We start from the raw sequence: 14,738 nt of genomic DNA, 5'->3' as shown, positions 1-14,738 counted from the left end.
GGTAAGGAGTAATCCACAGAGTCGGGCATCGAACGGATCTGAAACCACATGTATGCACCGGAGCGCCAGCAGGAGATCCTCCGCCTCGCCCGCGAGGCGGGCCGGGTCGACGTCCTGTCCCTGGCCGACCAGTTCCAGGTCACCGCCGAGACCGTGCGCCGCGACCTCAAGGCCCTCGACCGGGCCGGCCTCGTCCGCCGGGTGCACGGCGGCGCCATACCGGCCGGACGCCTCGACTTCGAGCCGGACCTCACCGAGCGCGAGGCCACCGCCGCCGACGAGAAGGACCGCATCGCGGCCGCCGCCCTCGCCGAACTCCCCGACGGCGGCAGCATCGTCCTCGACGCGGGCAGCACCGTGGCCCGCCTCGCCGCCGCGATCCCGGTGGACGCCGCGCTGACCGTCGTCACGCACGCGCTGCCCGTCGCCGCCCGGCTCGCCGACCACACCGGCATCGACCTCCACCTCGTCGGAGGCCGGGTCCGCCACCGCACCCGGGCCGCCGTCGACGCGTGGGCGCTGCGCGCGTACGCCGAGATCCGCGCCGACGTCCTCTTCCTCGCGACCAACGGATTCAGCGCCGAGGGCGGTCTGACCACCCCCGACCTCGCCGAGGCCGCCGTCAAGCGGGCCGCGATGGCCGCCGCCCGCCGGGTCGTGCTCCTCGCGGACTCCGCGAAGGCGGGCCAGGAACACTTCGCCCGCTTCGGCACCTTCTCGGGAGTGGACCTCCTCATCACGGACTCGGGGCTCGACCCCGCTCAGAAGGCGGCGATCGAGGCCGCCGGTACGGAAGTTGTGCTCGTATGATCCTCACCGTCACCCCCAACCCCTCCCTCGACCGGACCTACGAGGTCCCCTCGCTCGACCGCGGTGAGGTACTGCGAGCCACCGGCGACCGGGTCGACCCCGGGGGCAAGGGGGTCAACGTCTCCCGTGCGGTGGCCGCCGCGGGCGTCCGTACGACGGCGGTCCTGCCGCTCGGCGGTGCGCCGGGCACGCTGATCGCCGAACTCCTCGCCGCCCAGGGCGTGGACGTCACGGCGGTCTCCATCGCCGGCCAGACCCGTTCCAACATCTCGCTCGCCGAACCGGACGGCACCCTCACCAAGATCAACGCGACCGGACCGGAACTGACCCCCGAGGAGTCCGCCCTCCTCCTGGAGACGGTCCGCACCTGCTCGGGAGGCGCCGCCTGGATCGCCTGCTGCGGCAGCCTCCCGCGCGGCCTGCGGCCCGAGTGGTACGCCGAACTCGTCGCCCGCGCCCACGAAGCGGGCGCCCGGATCGCTCTGGACACCTCCGGCCCGGCGCTGCTCGCGGCGCTGCCGGCCCGCCCGGACGTGATCAAGCCGAACGCCTCCGAGCTCGCGGCGGCGGTGGGGCGGCCGCTGGCCACCCTCGGCGACGTGCTCAAGGCGGCGGAGGAACTGCGCGGGCTGGGCGCGGGCGCGGTCCTGGCCTCCCTCGGCGCGGACGGCCAGCTCCTGGTCTGCGCGGAGGGCGCGTACTACGGCACGGCGGCCGTCTCCTCGGTCCGCAGCAACGTCGGCGCGGGCGATGCCTCCCTCGCCGGTTTCCTGATCGCGGGAGGTACGGGGCCCGCGGCCCTCGCCTCCGCCCTGGCCCACGGCGCGGCCGCGGTCCAGCTCCCCGGCAGCGCGATGCCGGCCCCTTGCGACCTGCGCCCCGACGCGGTCCACATCACCCAGGACCTGCCCCTGGACCTCCCTCTGTCCGAAATGAGCGACGAGCGATGAGCGAGATGATCACCCACGAACTGGTCGACCTCGACCTGTCCGCCGATTCCAAGGAGGGGGCGGCACGTGCCCTCGCCGAACGGATGGTGACCCTGGGCAGGGTCACGGACCTGGACGGCTTCCTGGCGGACGTGGCGGCGCGCGAGGCCCAGATGCCGACCGGTCTGGAGGGCGGGATAGGCATCCCGCACTGCCGGTCCACCCACGTGACGGCCCCCACCCTGGCCTTCGGCCGCTCGCCGTCCGGCGTGGACTTCGGCGCCCCGGACGGCCCGGCGGACCTGATCTTCCTGATCGCGGCCCCCGCGGGCGCGGACGACGCCCACCTGTCGATCCTGTCCACCCTGGCCCGCCGCCTGATGCGGGCCGACTTCGTCGAAGCCCTGCGCTCTGTTGGAACCCCGGCCGAGGCCGCCGCCCTGGTCGCGGGCGAGCCGGTGGCTGCCGCCGGGGCCGGGGCCGGGGCCGGGGCCGCTGCGCGGAGCTCTTCCCCCACCCCGCCCCTTCCCGAACCGGGCTCTGCCCGGACCCGCGCCTCAAACGCCGGCGAGGCTGAAATTGCCGCTGCGCGGCAATCCAGCCAGAGCCCCGCAGGGCAGCCGTTCCGGATCGTGGCCGTCACCTCCTGCCCCACCGGCATCGCCCACACCTACATGGCGGCGGAGTCCCTCCAACAGGCCGCGGCCGAAGCCGGTATGGAGCTCACGGTAGAAACCCAGGGCTCCGCAGGCTTCACCAAGCTGACCCCCGAGGCCATCGCCGCCGCCGACGCGGTGGTCTTCGCCCACGACGTCCCGGTCAGGGAACGGTCCCGCTTCGCGGGGAAGCCCACCGTGGACGTCGGCGTCAAGGCGGGCATCAACCGCCCCGCCGAACTCCTCCAGGAGGCCCGCGACAAGGCCGCCCGCGGCGAGGTCGCCGATCACGCGCCGACCCCCGTCGAGACGGCCGGGGAGGACGGCGACGGCTACGGCGCCAAGCTCCGCACCTGGCTGATGTCCGGCGTCAGTTACATGGTCCCCTTCGTGGCCGCGGGCGGGCTCCTCATCGCCCTCGCCTTCGCCATCGGCGGGTACGAGATCAACACCGCCCCCTCCGTCGCCGACCACTTCGTCTGGACCGAGGCCGCCAGCTGGGCCGCGCTGCTCTTCCAGACCGGCGGTCTCGCCTTCGGCTTCCTCGTCCCCGTCCTGGCCGGTTACATCGCCTACGGCATGGCCGACCGGCCGGGCCTGGTCCCCGGATTCGTCGGCGGCGCCGTCGCCCTCACCATCAACGCCGGGTTCCTCGGCGGTCTGATCGCCGGTCTCATCGCGGGCGGCACCGTCCTCGCCGTCCAGCGGATCAAGATCCCCACCGCCCTGCGCGGCATCATGCCCGTGGTCGTCCTGCCGCTCATCGGCTCCGCCGTCACCGGCTTCCTGATGTTCCTGGTGGTCGGCAAGCCCGTCGCCTCGCTCCAGCAGGCCCTCACCGACTGGCTGTCCGGGCTCTCCGGCGCCAACGCGATCATCCTCGGCGTCGTCCTCGGCCTGATGATGTGCTTCGACCTCGGCGGCCCGCTCAACAAGGTCGCGTACGCCTTCGCCATCGGCGGCCTCGCCACTCCCAACGAGGGCAGCCTCAAGGTCATGGCCGCCGTGATGGCCGCCGGCATGGTGCCGCCGCTCGCGATGGCGCTGGCCACCACTGTCCGCGGCCGGCTCTTCTCCAAGACCGAGCGCGAGAACGGCAAGGCCGCCTGGTTCCTCGGGGCCTCCTTCATCAGCGAGGGCGCCATCCCGTTCGCCGCGGCCGACCCGCTGCGCGTGATCCCCGCCTCCATGGTCGGCGGCGCGGTCACCGGAGCCCTCTCGATGGCCTTCGAGTGCACCCTGCGGGCCCCGCACGGCGGCATCTTCGTGATCCCGCTGATCGGGAACCCGCTCCTCTACCTGATCGCCATCGCCGCCGGTACGGCCACCACCGCCGGTCTGGTCATCCTCCTGAAGGGCATGCGCAAGCAGGCCGCGCCCGCCGGGCCCGCCGCGGGCCCCTCGGCCGAGGAGCCCGCGAAGGTGGCCGTAGCCGCCTAGGCCGCCTAGCCGGACCGCCTCACCGGAGCGGCTGCGCGCGGAGCTTCATGGCTCCGCGCGCGGCCGCTTCGGTCTCGTACACCTCGCACATGTGCCGCCCGTCCGGAGTCGCCGTGTGCTCGACCTCCCACAGGCTGAACTCGCTGCCGTCCAACAGGATGAAGGCGTGCTCGTACAGGCTGAAACCGGCATCCCGCCCGTCCGCCAGGTACTGCCGGGTGCCGAACGCCTGGGTGATGCGGTGCGCGTAGGCCGTCCGCAGCAGCAGCGCCACCCGCTCTCCCGGCCGGTCCGGGTTCTCCGCGCGGCGCAGGACCCGGCGGGCGTGGTCCGCGGACTCCTCGACCGCGTACTCGCGGTGCCGCTGGGCCGGGGTCGGGTTCGCGAACAGGGCGCTCAGCACCGCGATGTCGCTCTCCGGCTCCTCCTCGGCCCGCGCCTCCGTCAGGTCCCGGGCCACCGCCGAGGGGACCTCGCCGAAGAGGCGGGCCACCGCCAGGCATATCTCGGGCCTGCTCGCGAAGAGTTCGTACCGGATCGCCCGGCTGCCCTCGGGGCGGTGCGCCAGCTCCCACAGGGCCACCGAATCGCCGTCGGCCAGCAGGTAGGTGTACCGCCGGATCTCCCGCCACTGCCCTGCCGCCGCCGGGCCGTGGCGGGTGGTGTGGAGCGAGGAGCTGTGCGCGAGCGCCGTCGCGAGGCGCTCGGCCAACCGGTCGGGAAGGTCGAAGGAGTTGAGGGCGCGGCCCAGGAGTCGATCGAGGTGGGCCTCGGTTGTCTCGTACGGATCGCTCAAGGTGGGTCTCCAGGCCGTCGCAGCTTGTCACTTCGAGGGAGCTCAACGTAGCCCCTGGGTCTGACATCACGTCCGGGGTTCGGTAAAACGTCCGGGAAGCGTCAGGGGTTCCCGCCACCCCTTGGGGTCAACCTCCGTGCACATGGGCATGGTTGGAGCCGGTATCGGGTGGAAGGCGGGACTATGGGCCGCATGGCAACGAATACCGTAGGTGTCCCCCGTCAGCAAGGGCAGCCGCATCGCAACGACGCCGAACCGCCCCCCGCGCCCCGTGCGCTGGCCTGGCTGCTGGTGCTCTCCGGGGCCGCAGGGGTGCTGGCCTCCTGGGTCATCACCCTCGACAAGTTCCTGCTGCTGGAGAACCCGGGCTTCAAGCCGGCCTGCAGCCTCAATCCCGTCGTCTCCTGCGGCAGCGTGATGAAGAGCGCCCAGGCGGCGGCCTTCGGCTTCCCCAACCCGATGCTGGGGCTGGCCACCTACGGGGCGGTCGTCTGCGTCGGCGCGGGCCTGCTGGCCGGCGCCCGCCACCGCAGCTGGTTCTGGCTGGGACTGAACGCCGGCACCCTCTTCGGAGTCGGCTTCTGCTCCTGGCTGATGGTCCAGTCGCTCTACGAGATCAACGCGCTCTGCCTGTGGTGCTGCCTGACCTGGGTGGCCACCCTGGTGATGTTCTGGGCGGTCACCGCGTACACGGTCCGTACGGGCATCCTCCCCGCGCCCGCCCCCCTGCGGGCCTTCTTCGCCGAGTTCGGCTGGGCCCCGCCCGCCCTGCACGTCGGAGTGATCGGGATGCTCATCCTGACCCGGTGGTGGGAGTTCTGGACGGGCTGAGGGGCACCGGAGACGCGTGAGGGCCCCGGCAGCTGGAAGCTGCCGGGGCCCTCACTACATCTCTGCGTCTACATCTGCATCGCTCCACGGGCGCCAGGTGCCCGGACCGCAAACGGGAGCGGAGATCAGCTGCCCGAGGAGAGGTTGCCGGACAGGACCGGGATGTTGTCCAGGATGTGCGAGAGCGGCTCGTCGCCCTTGGCCTGGGTGGAGTTCTCGGTGCACTGCTGGTTCTGCGGGTTGGACAGGACGTTGATGTCCTGGACACCGACGTTGGCGATCAGGGCGACCAGCGACTGGGCGTTGATCTTGGCCGGCAGGCCGATGCAGGGCTTGTTCAGGGTGCCCTGGACGACGCCGAGCTGCGGGCTCATGTCGCCGTGCGTCTTCTGGTTGCCGTAGATCTGCTGGGCACCGTTTCCGTTGACGGTGTTGATCCCGTTGTCGTTGCCGATGGCCATGGCCGGGGCCGCGACAGCAGCGCCCGCGCCGACGGCGGCGGCGGTGACCGCGGCAGCAGTCATGATCTTCTTAAGCATCTTGATCCTTTTCTCGCACGAGTGCCCGCTAGTGGAGCGCCCTGATCAACTGCCCGCACAGGGGGTTGGTTCCGCTGCTTCACTCAAACGGCCTGCGGGTCGCCGGGTTTTCCCCGGGCCGGTCGGGGCCGCCCCCGGACAGGTGCGCGAAGCCCGTACGCAGCCCGGAACGGGGTACGGGCCCACGCGCTCCTGTTGCGGTGCGTAGAGGGTGTTCGCACGGTGGGTAAGGAGGCGGATCGCTCGGGTCCGCTTTCGTACGACCACCGAAGGAACACCCATGCACCGCACCAAGGCCTCCCGCATCCGCGTCCTCGTCCCGTCGGCCCTCGCGGTCGTCATACTCTCCGGCGCGGCCGCCCCCGCGGGCGCCGCCGAAGGTGCCGGTGCCGCCACGGAACGAGTGGCGGCCGCCCAGGAGCTGATCAGCGAGAAGGTGGCGGCCGCCGGCCCCATCGACGATCTCCTCGCGCAGGTGAGCAAGATCCTGGCGGACCTGACCAAGAGCCTGGGCAGCCTGCTCCCGGGGGTCAAGATCCCCGAGATCAAGCTGCCCACTCTGCCGGCCCTGCCGGGGATCCCGGACATCAAGTTGCCGGAGATCCCCGCGATCCCCGGGCTTCCGGACATCCCCAAGATCCCCGACATCCCCGCCATTCCGGCCCTCCCCGTCTCCGATCCGGTCGGAGTGGTGCCGGCGGTGCCTGCGGTGCCTGCGGTGCCTGCGGTGCCTGCGGTGCCCGACGTACCGGCGGTGCCCGCGGTTCCGGCCGTCCCGGCCGTACCCGGGGTGTCCAAGGTTCCGGCGGCGGTTCCGGCCGTGCCGGGGTCCCAGGTCAAGATGCCGATGGGCATGGTGCCCGAGCTCCCCGATTTCCGCTGGTAGGGGGCTGGGAATCGAATACGGACCCGCACGTGGTTACGACTATTGGGCTGAACAGGTCTGATCGCGTGCGGAACCGTGTCGTCTGGGCAGGTGGACCGTTTCGCTCGATGTGAGCCCCGGAATCGGGGCAGAACATCGAAGAGAAGGTGCACTTCCCATGAACACTGCCAAGAAGGCCGCCCTGGTCCTGGCCACCGCTGGTCTCGCTGCGGCCGGTGCCGCCGGCTCCGCTATGGCCGACTCGTCGGCCGAGGGCGCGGCCGTGGGTTCCCCCGGTGTCCTCTCGGGCAACCTGGCTCAGGTCCCGGTCCACGTCCCGGTCAACGTCTGCGGCAACTCCGTCAACGTGATCGGTGCGCTGAACCCGGCGTTCGGCAACACCTGCGTCAACGACTGACGTCAGACGCATCAAGCGACTGTGGGCGCCCCGGCCTCGCCGGTGGCGCCCACAGTCGTTTCCGCGTGTGCGGCGGTCCGCGTTCCGGGCGGTTCCGCCGTTCCCGCGGCGAGGCGGTCCGTCCCCGTCAGTGGCCGTTGGCGCCGCCGTTGAGCTTCACGCCGCCCAGCAGCGGGGACGCCTGGGTGGCCCCGTTCGCGAGGTGCATGACCTCGCCCGGCGCATTGTTCTTGACCTGGTTGACGCCCTGGACGGTGGTCACGACCTTCTGGACGCTCTCGCCCTGCTCCGCCATCCCGTTGGCCAAGGTGTTCGGGAGGGACTCCGAGACCGGGTTCACCGCGCCCAGCACCTCGGTCAGCCCGCTCGTCGCGCTCATGGGGACGGCCTCCGAGGCGAATGCGGGGGCGGCGCCGAGGGCGGCGACGGAGCCGACGACTACAGCGGCGACCTTCGAGAGCTTCATTATCAAGTCCTTTATCCGGGGGAGGCCAGTGGCGACCGTCGCGCCACTTTCGTCCTGGCTAACGATTCCCCGCCGCTACGGAAACGCGGGAACCGAACACGGCAACGGCCGGAGAGTCCGACAAGGGACTTTCCGGCCGATATTTATTCCGATTACCGGTATTGCCGTCAGGCGATACGGGACCTCCGGTAGAGAATGGCGCCGCCCAGGATCAGGGCCGAGGCGAGAGCCGCCGCGGCGCCGGACTGCCCGGCGCCGGTCGCGGCCAGCTGCGCCGTCTCCCTGACGGTGGCCTGAGCCGGCGGAGCCTGCACCGCGGCAGGGGCGGTCACGGGCGCCGGAGCCGGGGCGGGCGCCGGAGCGGGGGCGACGGGTGCCGGAGCCGGGAGGAGGTGGACGGGGAGGTCACCCGCCGGGGCCGCCGGGGGCTGGTCGGCCGGCCGGACCTCCTGCGGTACGGGCGCCGGGTGCTCCGTGACCTGGCTGCCGTGCGGAGGCATCGGCGCGGGCGCCTCCTCCGCGACGGGGGCCGGGGCGGGGAGCGTGTGCGGCGCCTCCGCTACGGGGGCGGGAGCGGGGACCGGAGCCGGGGCCGGGGCGGGAGCCGGGAGCGGCTGGGGGGCCTCCTGAACCGGTGCCGGGACGGGCGCCGGAGCGGGGACGGGCGCCGGTGCCGGCTGCGGCGCGGGTGCCTCCTGCACGGGGGCGGGCGCCGGCTGCGGCTTGGGCGCCGGGTGCTCCGCCTCGGGCTTCGGCTTCGGCTTCGGCGCCGGGGGCGCGTGGTGCGGAGCCGGAGCGGGGGCCGGAGCGTGCTCGGCGTGCTGCTGCGGGGGATGCTGCGGCTTGGGCGCCGGGTGCTCCGGGGCGGGGTGGTCGTCGCACTCCTCCTCGCCGCCCTGCGCGCCCGAGTCTCCGTAGCCGCCGCCCTGGTGCTGCGGGGCCCGCTCCTCGGGGCCACGGTCTCCGTAGCCGCCCTGCGGGTGCTGCTCCTCGGGACCGCGGTCTCCGTAGCCGCCCTCTTCGCGGTGTTCCCCGGGCCCGCTCCCGCGCGACTCGTGATCGTCGCGATCGTCGAGGTAGCGCTGGAACTGCTCGGCCTGCTCCGGGCTGAGGTAGCGCCCGTAGTCGTGCCCGGCGTCGGAGCCGGTCGTGGTGGCGCAGTTGTTGCCCATCGCGGGGTTGAGGCCCGCTCCGGCGTCCACGGTGTTGCCGCACACGTTGGGTGTGAAGGTGACCGGTACCGAGACGCTGTTGCCGGCCAGCACACCCGGTGAATGCGAGGCCTCGGCCATGGCTCCGGGGTGCGCGTACGCCGCGCCGGTCGCGATCGACAGCAGGCTCGACGCAGCGGCCGCGGTGAGCACCCCCTTGCCCAGTACCTGTCGGCTCAGTACCTGTCGCATGGGTCCTTCCCTGTCTACCGGCTCAGCAGCCGGTGCTGAATCGAAGGTGGCCTCGGAGTGCACCGCCGTGCACTCCGAGGCCACCCCGAGGAGGTCTGCCCTTGCGGGCAAAAGCGCTTCGTCAGGCGTTGACGCAGGTGTTGCCGAACGCGGGGTTCAGCAGCGCGATCACGTTGACGGTGTTGCCGCAGACGTTGACCGGGATGTGCACCGGGACCTGGACCAGGTTGCCCGACAGGACACCCGGGGAGCCGACGGCCTTGCCGTCGGCCACGGAGTCGGCCATGGCGGGGGAGGCGGCACCGGCTGCCATCAGAATGCCGGCGGCCAGCACCACTGCCTTCTTGTACGTCATTTGTTTTCGTTTCCTTCCCGCAGAGGCGTATCCACTGCAGAAATAACAACGAGTGGGTCCGGGAAAAGAAACCGGGTGTTTTTACGGGTGCTGCGCCAATTCACTCAGATGCTCGCGCGTCCTGAATTCCGACCGGATTTCGACGGATCTCCATTCGGGTCCCGGCATGCGGCGAGGCCGCCGCGACCCGAAGGTGCGACGGCCTCGCTGGCGCGGTGCGCGGGGTGCTGTCAGCTGCCCGCGGAGGCGTTGCCGGACAGGACCGGGATGTTGTCCAGGATGTGCGAGAGGGCCTCGTCGCCCTTGGCCTGGGTGGAGTTCTCGGTGCACTGCTGGTTCTGCGGGCTGGACAGGACGGGGATGTCCTGGACGCCGACGTTGACCAGAGCCAGGACGGACTGGACGTTGGCCTTGGCCGGCAGGGCGACACAGGGCTTGTTGAGGGAGCCCTGGATGAGTGCCATCTGCGGGCTCATGTTGCCGTACGTGGCCTGGTTGCCGTAGATCTGCGAGGCCCCGTTGCCGTTCACGGTGTTGATGCCGTTGTCGTTGCCGACGGCCATGGCCTGCGGGGCCATGGCGGCGCCCAGTCCGACGAACGAGGCGGCAACCGCTGCGCCGGCCGCAAACTTCTTGATCATGATGGTCCCTTTTTTGCAGGATTGCCCGGTACTCAAGCACTCGGATCAACGGTCCAACCGCGGTTCGGGTTGCGTCTGTTCACTCGGATGCCGAAGTTTCGGGCAGCACGGTTGACGTCAGTGGTTGACGCAGGTGTTGCCGAAGGCGGGGTTCAGCAGGGCGATCACGTTCACGGTGTTGCCGCAGGCGTTCACCGGGACGTCGATCGGGACCTGGAGCAGGTTGCCGCTCAGGACGCCGGGGGACTCGCCCGTGAAACCGTTCGCCGTCGCGCCGTCACCACCGTGCGCGGAGGCGAGGCCCGCGCCGCCCATCAGCATCGCGGCACTTGCGACCGCCATGGTGGTGCCGCGCACCAGCCTCTTCTTCATCTCCGTTTTTCCTTTCGGGTTCGAACAGTCTTGCAAGCCATAACGACCTCCCTGTCCCGAGGGTGCGTGCTATCGCCCAAAAGGCCGTATGCGCGAGTCCGGCGTGATTTCCCGCCGGAGTTCTGACAAAGTTCACTCCTGTTTTGTCCCCTTGATCGAAATTGGAGACAGGGTCATGGGTTCCTCCCGCAGAATCCTCGGCACGCTCGGTCTGCTGTCCTGCCTCACACTTTCGGTGAACGTGCCCGTGGCGGGAGCCGCGGCCCCGCCCGGGGTGCGGGCTCCGCTGGTCAAGGAATCGCCTAGGCTTCCGTTCACTCAGCGCTACCAGGCCGTGCAGCACGGCGGCCTGGTGCGGGCCTCCAACTCGTCCATCGGCTGCCGCAAGGAGGAGAGCCCGCAGGCCGAGCCCTGCGCGGAGATCAACAAGGGCGCCGCCGGGACCAACGGCGACTTCGAGATGTTCTACGACGAGGTCGACAAGGACCCGGACACCTACAACTCGACCCGGGCCGAGCTCAAGATCCCGCAGGGCGCGAAGGTCTCGTACGCCCGTCTCTACTGGGGCGGGAACCTGCGCGTCGGCGAGCAGAAGCCGCCGGAGGACAACGGCCGGGTGCTCGTCGCCGAGCCGGGCGGCGCGTACCGGGAAGTGCTGGCCGACACGGTCATCGGGCACCGCACCGACGAGGGCAGCGACGCCTACCAGGCCTCCGCCGACGTGACCCCGCAGGTCCGCAAGGGCGGCGCCGGGATGTGGACGGTGGCCCAGCTGAACATCGCCATGGGGCACTCGCAGACGGGCGCCTGGGGCGGCTGGACGCTGGTGGTGGCCTACGAGCACCCGCGGGAGCCGCTGCGGAGGGTCTCGCTCTGGGACGGCTTCGAGCAGCTGACCGCGGGGGCCGGCGAGGCGGCGGGCGAGACGGTGGAGGTCGCCGGTCTCGATGCCGCGCCCGGTGCTTCGGGGCGGGTCGGGGTGGTCGGGTACGACGGGGACCGCGGGGCCCTGGGGGATTCACTCACGGTGACTGCCGACAGCGGCCGCCGGATCAGCCTCAGTGATGGTGAAAATCCTTTTAATGATGTTATGAATTCCACGATCACGGAATTCGGACATCCCTCGTTCGTGCGACAGCCCGAACATATGAATAATCTCGGATATGACGCGGACGTGTTCGATCTGAGCCCCGCCCTGTCCGGTGGCGCCCGCAGCCTGACCTTCGGGTTCACGGGCGAAAGTCAGGGTCATTTCCTCGGTGTGCTCTTCGTTCAGACAGACGCGCGCCGCTGAACGCAGGAGACCGCTCCACGTGCCGAAACAGCCTTCCTCTCCCTCAGCTTCTCCCTCAGCTTCACCCTCCTCCGCTTCGGCGCCGCCCGGCCGGGCGGCGACCGTGCTGCACCTCGTCCAGCCCGTGGACGGCGGGGTCGCCCGCGTCGTCGTCGACCTCGTCCGCGCCCAGTCCGCCGCCGGGCTGCGGACCGTCGTGGGCTGCCCGCGCGGCGGACAGCTCGCCGAAGCCGCCCGCGCCGCCGGGGCGGAGGTGCTCACCTGGCGTGCCGGACGGGCCCCCGGGCCGGGGCTCGCCGCCGAAGTGCTCGGCGCCCGCCGCGTGATCGGCCGGGTCCGGCCCGACATCCTGCACGCCCACAGCGCCAAGGCCGGGCTCGCCGGGAGGCTCGCCGTGCGCGGCGCCGTCCCGACCGTGTTCCAGCCGCACGCCTGGTCCTTCGACGCCGTCGGCGGGGCCACCGCCGCGCTCGCCCTGCGCTGGGAGCGGTTCGGAGCCCGCTGGGCCGACCGGGTGCTCTGCGTCAGCGAGGCCGAACGCCGGACGGGGGAGTCCGAGGGGATCGCCGCCCGCTGGTCGGTGATCCGCAACGGCGTCGACCTCGACCACTTCCGGCCCGGAGGCCCGGACCCGGTGCGCGACAAGGCCGGGGCGCGCGCCGAACTGCCGTTGCCCGCCGCCTTCCAGGGCGACGGGCCGCTCGCCGTCTGCGTCGGCCGGATCTGCCTGCAGAAGGGGCAGGACATCCTGCTGCGGGCCTGGCCCGAGCTGCTCGGAGCCGTTCCCGGAGCCCGTCTCGCACTGGTCGGGGACGGCCCCGACATGGAACGGCTGCGCCGCGCGGCACCGCCCGGAGTCCACTTCGCGGGAGCCGCCCGCGACATCCGACCGTGGCTTCGGGCCGCCGATCTCGTTGTACTGCCGTCGCGGTGGGAAGGCATGGCGCTCGCCCCGCTCGAAGCCATGGCCTGTGGCCGCCCGGTCCTGGTCTCCGACGTCAGCGGTGCGCGGGAGAGCCTGCCCCCCGGGCAGGGGCGGCTGTGCCTGGTGGAGCCGGAGGACCCGACGGCGCTGGCCAAGGCCCTCGTAGGGCTGCTGGCCGAGCCGCGGCTGCTCGCCGAACTCGGGGAGCAGGCCCAGCGGCACGCGCGGATGGAATTCGACGTGCGGCGGACCACGGACGCGGTCACCGGTCTGTACCACGAACTGCTGGGCAGGCCCCGGCCCTTGAACCAGGAGCGCATCAGCCGATGACGATGGACAGCGCACCCGCCCGGCACACCGGGCAGGGCGGCACGGGGCCCGCTGGAAGCAGTACCGGTACCAGCACGGCCGGCACCGCCGCGGGCATCGCCTCCGCGGGCAGTGCCACGATGGCCGGTACCGCCATGGCCGGTGCCACGATGGCCAGTACCACCACGGCCGGTACCGCCACGGTCGGCGAGGGCTCCGGCGCCGCCGGCTCCGGTTCCACCGCCGTCCGCCGTACCGTCACCGCCATCCACCCGCCGCGCGGGCCCAGGGCCGACCGGGCCCGGCCGGCCGTCCGGTCGCGGCGGATCCGGCGCCGCGACGGGGTCCTGCCGCTGCTGACCGCCGACGCACTGGCCGTCCTGGCGACCGCCGCCTCCCTCCCCGGGCTGGAGCTGCCGAGCGGGGCGGCCGGACCGGCCGCCGCCCTGCTGCCCCTCCTGCTGGCCGCGCTGCACGCGCAGGCCGGCCTGTACCGGCCGCGGTTCGCCCCCTCCGCGCTCCTCGACCTGCCCGCGCTGGTCGGGCGGGCCGCCGTCCTGTGGTGCGGGGCCGCCGCCGCCCTGGCCGCCTTCGCCCCGCCCGCCGCCCTGACCTGGGTGGCGCTGCTCTCGGCCGTCTGCCTCCAGGCCGTACTGGCCTGCGCGGGACGCGGGTTCGTCAACCAGCTCCGCCGCCGCACCCGCGTCCGCCGGCCCGCCTCCGCGCTCGTCGTCGGACCCGCCGCCGGAGCCGGCGCCGTCGCCGCGGCCCTGCACGGCCGCCCCGAGTACGGGCTGCGCCCCGTGGGGCTCGCCGACACCGGCGCCGCCGAGGACGGGGGCGCGGGGGTCCCCGTACTCGCCACCCACGAGGACATCCGCCGGGCCGTCATCCAGAACTCCGTGCGCCACGCGGTCTTCACGCGCCCGCCCGAGGCCGACGAGCGCACCGCCTCCCTGGTGCGGCTCTTCCACGACCACGGCTGCCGGCTCTGGCTCGCCGACCCGGCCGGTACCGCCAAGGTCACCGGCATGCGCGTCGCGTCCCCCGCCGACCAGCTGTGGGGGTACGCCGTCCAGCCGCTGCTGCCGCGTCCCGCCCGGCCGGTCGAGCGGTACGCGAAGCGGGTCATCGACTCCTCGCTCGCCGCGCTCGCACTGCTGGCCGCGGCCCCCGTGATGGGCGCCTGCGCCCTGGCCGTACGGGTCTCCGACGGGCCGGGGGTGATCTTCCGGCAGGAGCGGGTCGGCCTGTACGGGCGCCCCTTCACCCTGCTGAAGTTCCGTACCCTGCGCGCCGACGCGCACGAGTCCGCCACCCGCTGGACGGTGGCCGGCGACTGCCGGATGAGCCCGGTCGGCTCCTTCCTGCGCAAGTCCTCGCTGGACGAGCTGCCGCAGCTGTGGAACGTGGTCCGGGGTGACATGAGCCTGGTCGGTCCGCGCCCCGAACGGCCTTTCTTCGTGGCCAAGTTCAGCAGCGTCCACCCCGGGTACGAGGCCCGTCACCGGATGCCGGTCGGCATCACCGGCCTCGCCCAGATCAACGGCCTGCGCGGGGACACCTCCATCGAGGACCGGGCCCGCTTCGACAACCACTACATCGACACCTGGTCGCTGTGGCAGGACCTGTGGATCCTGGCCCGCACCGCGGCCTCCTTCTTCCGCTTCAGGCTGGGGGGCAGCTGAG

The 14,738-nt window shown here is 72.2% G+C and carries 16 protein-coding genes; 9 read left to right on the top strand and 7 right to left on the bottom strand.

What is annotated here, in order from left to right:
• The first annotated feature begins 48 nt into the window (after positions 1–48).
• The 3 genes from OHU74_RS14700 to OHU74_RS14690 are packed head-to-tail and all read left to right on the top strand — an operon-like array spanning position 49 to position 3,835.
• Positions 49–810, top strand: a complete 762-nt coding sequence (locus tag OHU74_RS14700; RefSeq protein WP_371616315.1) for a DeoR/GlpR family DNA-binding transcription regulator — start codon at positions 49–51, stop codon at positions 808–810.
• Positions 807–1,760, top strand: a complete 954-nt coding sequence (gene pfkB / locus OHU74_RS14695) for a 1-phosphofructokinase (protein ID WP_371616314.1) — start codon at positions 807–809, stop codon at positions 1,758–1,760. The genes OHU74_RS14700 and pfkB overlap by 4 nt, the downstream gene beginning before the upstream one ends.
• On the top strand, positions 1,757–3,835 hold the full coding sequence (locus OHU74_RS14690) for a fructose-specific PTS transporter subunit EIIC (protein WP_371616313.1): 2,079 nt from the start codon (positions 1,757–1,759) through the stop codon (positions 3,833–3,835). Before pfkB ends, OHU74_RS14690 begins: the two co-directional genes overlap by 4 nt.
• A gap of 19 nt (positions 3,836–3,854) precedes the next feature.
• Here OHU74_RS14690 and OHU74_RS14685 read toward each other — a convergent pair whose 3' ends face one another.
• Positions 3,855–4,631 carry a DUF6227 family protein gene (locus OHU74_RS14685; RefSeq protein ID WP_371616312.1) on the bottom strand — a complete coding sequence of 259 codons (777 nt, stop codon included), beginning with the start codon at positions 4,629–4,631 and terminating at the stop codon, positions 3,855–3,857.
• Between the two features lie 192 nt (positions 4,632–4,823).
• On the opposite strand from OHU74_RS14685, the gene OHU74_RS14680 reads away from it, so the two are divergent.
• A complete protein-coding gene (locus OHU74_RS14680) occupies positions 4,824–5,462 on the top strand; it encodes a vitamin K epoxide reductase family protein (protein WP_371616311.1) in 639 nt (212 codons plus the stop codon).
• A 125-nt stretch (positions 5,463–5,587) separates the two neighbouring features.
• Here the strand turns inward: OHU74_RS14680 and OHU74_RS14675 are convergent, their stop codons facing one another.
• Positions 5,588–6,001, bottom strand: coding sequence for a rodlin (locus tag OHU74_RS14675; RefSeq protein ID WP_330296839.1), 414 nt, complete (start codon positions 5,999–6,001; stop codon positions 5,588–5,590).
• A gap of 280 nt (positions 6,002–6,281) precedes the next feature.
• On the opposite strand from OHU74_RS14675, the gene OHU74_RS14670 reads away from it, so the two are divergent.
• Positions 6,282–6,887, top strand: coding sequence for a hypothetical protein (locus tag OHU74_RS14670; protein ID WP_371616310.1), 606 nt, complete (start codon positions 6,282–6,284; stop codon positions 6,885–6,887).
• A 157-nt stretch (positions 6,888–7,044) separates the two neighbouring features.
• Positions 7,045–7,284 carry a chaplin gene (locus OHU74_RS14665; protein WP_328299156.1) on the top strand — a complete coding sequence of 80 codons (240 nt, stop codon included), beginning with the start codon at positions 7,045–7,047 and terminating at the stop codon, positions 7,282–7,284.
• A 127-nt stretch (positions 7,285–7,411) separates the two neighbouring features.
• On the opposite strand, the gene OHU74_RS14660 is transcribed toward OHU74_RS14665, so the two are convergent.
• The 5 genes from OHU74_RS14660 to OHU74_RS14640 all read right to left on the bottom strand — a co-directional run bounded on the left by OHU74_RS14660 (position 7,412) and on the right by OHU74_RS14640 (position 10,521).
• The gene (locus OHU74_RS14660; protein ID WP_371616309.1) at positions 7,412–7,750 is read right to left on the bottom strand and encodes a hypothetical protein; all 339 of its coding nucleotides are present in this window, start codon (positions 7,748–7,750) and stop codon (positions 7,412–7,414) included.
• A 167-nt stretch (positions 7,751–7,917) separates the two neighbouring features.
• Complete coding sequence (locus tag OHU74_RS14655; protein ID WP_371616308.1) at positions 7,918–9,153, bottom strand: chaplin; 1,236 nt, start codon at positions 9,151–9,153, stop codon at positions 7,918–7,920.
• Between the two features lie 121 nt (positions 9,154–9,274).
• Positions 9,275–9,508, bottom strand: a complete 234-nt coding sequence (locus tag OHU74_RS14650) for a chaplin (RefSeq protein WP_371616307.1) — start codon at positions 9,506–9,508, stop codon at positions 9,275–9,277.
• Between the two features lie 230 nt (positions 9,509–9,738).
• Positions 9,739–10,149, bottom strand: a complete 411-nt coding sequence (locus OHU74_RS14645) for a rodlin (protein ID WP_371616306.1) — start codon at positions 10,147–10,149, stop codon at positions 9,739–9,741.
• A gap of 117 nt (positions 10,150–10,266) precedes the next feature.
• Positions 10,267–10,521: a chaplin gene (locus OHU74_RS14640; protein WP_371616305.1), complete on the bottom strand. Its 255-nt coding sequence runs from the start codon at positions 10,519–10,521 to the stop codon at positions 10,267–10,269.
• Positions 10,522–10,624: 103 nt separating this feature from the next.
• Here OHU74_RS14640 and OHU74_RS14635 point away from each other — a divergent pair, with 103 nt between their 5' ends.
• The 3 genes from OHU74_RS14635 (at position 10,625) to OHU74_RS14625 (ending at position 14,737) form a co-directional block, all read left to right on the top strand.
• Positions 10,625–11,815 (top strand): DUF3344 domain-containing protein, encoded by a 1,191-nt coding sequence (locus OHU74_RS14635; RefSeq protein WP_371619689.1) that lies wholly within the window; start codon positions 10,625–10,627, stop codon positions 11,813–11,815.
• Positions 11,816–11,918: 103 nt separating this feature from the next.
• The gene (locus OHU74_RS14630; protein ID WP_371616304.1) at positions 11,919–13,070 is read left to right on the top strand and encodes a glycosyltransferase family 4 protein; all 1,152 of its coding nucleotides are present in this window, start codon (positions 11,919–11,921) and stop codon (positions 13,068–13,070) included.
• A gap of 2 nt (positions 13,071–13,072) precedes the next feature.
• Positions 13,073–14,737, top strand: a complete 1,665-nt coding sequence (locus OHU74_RS14625; protein ID WP_371619688.1) for an exopolysaccharide biosynthesis polyprenyl glycosylphosphotransferase — start codon at positions 13,073–13,075, stop codon at positions 14,735–14,737.
• The last annotated feature ends 1 nt before the right edge of the window (position 14,738 follow it).

Source organism: Streptomyces sp. NBC_00454 (assembly GCF_041434015.1).
Classification (GTDB): Bacteria; Actinomycetota; Actinomycetes; order Streptomycetales; family Streptomycetaceae; genus Streptomyces.
Note: the sequence above shows the minus strand (reverse complement) of the source record. Positions and strands in the feature narration are given on the sequence as shown.

Coding starts and splice junctions, on each gene's coding strand:
- OHU74_RS14700 (WP_371616315.1), top strand. CDS start 49: ATGTATGCACCGGAGCGCCAGCAGGAGATCCTCCGCCTCGCCCGCGAG.
- OHU74_RS14640 (WP_371616305.1), bottom strand. CDS start 10,521: ATGAAGAAGAGGCTGGTGCGCGGCACCACCATGGCGGTCGCAAGTGCC.
- pfkB (WP_371616314.1), top strand. CDS start 807: ATGATCCTCACCGTCACCCCCAACCCCTCCCTCGACCGGACCTACGAG.
- OHU74_RS14625 (WP_371619688.1), top strand. CDS start 13,073: ATGGACAGCGCACCCGCCCGGCACACCGGGCAGGGCGGCACGGGGCCC.
- OHU74_RS14645 (WP_371616306.1), bottom strand. CDS start 10,149: ATGATCAAGAAGTTTGCGGCCGGCGCAGCGGTTGCCGCCTCGTTCGTC.
- OHU74_RS14660 (WP_371616309.1), bottom strand. CDS start 7,750: ATGAAGCTCTCGAAGGTCGCCGCTGTAGTCGTCGGCTCCGTCGCCGCC.
- OHU74_RS14655 (WP_371616308.1), bottom strand. CDS start 9,153: ATGCGACAGGTACTGAGCCGACAGGTACTGGGCAAGGGGGTGCTCACC.
- OHU74_RS14665 (WP_328299156.1), top strand. CDS start 7,045: ATGAACACTGCCAAGAAGGCCGCCCTGGTCCTGGCCACCGCTGGTCTC.
- OHU74_RS14670 (WP_371616310.1), top strand. CDS start 6,282: ATGCACCGCACCAAGGCCTCCCGCATCCGCGTCCTCGTCCCGTCGGCC.
- OHU74_RS14675 (WP_330296839.1), bottom strand. CDS start 6,001: ATGCTTAAGAAGATCATGACTGCTGCCGCGGTCACCGCCGCCGCCGTC.
- OHU74_RS14690 (WP_371616313.1), top strand. CDS start 1,757: ATGAGCGAGATGATCACCCACGAACTGGTCGACCTCGACCTGTCCGCC.
- OHU74_RS14650 (WP_371616307.1), bottom strand. CDS start 9,508: ATGACGTACAAGAAGGCAGTGGTGCTGGCCGCCGGCATTCTGATGGCA.
- OHU74_RS14680 (WP_371616311.1), top strand. CDS start 4,824: ATGGCAACGAATACCGTAGGTGTCCCCCGTCAGCAAGGGCAGCCGCAT.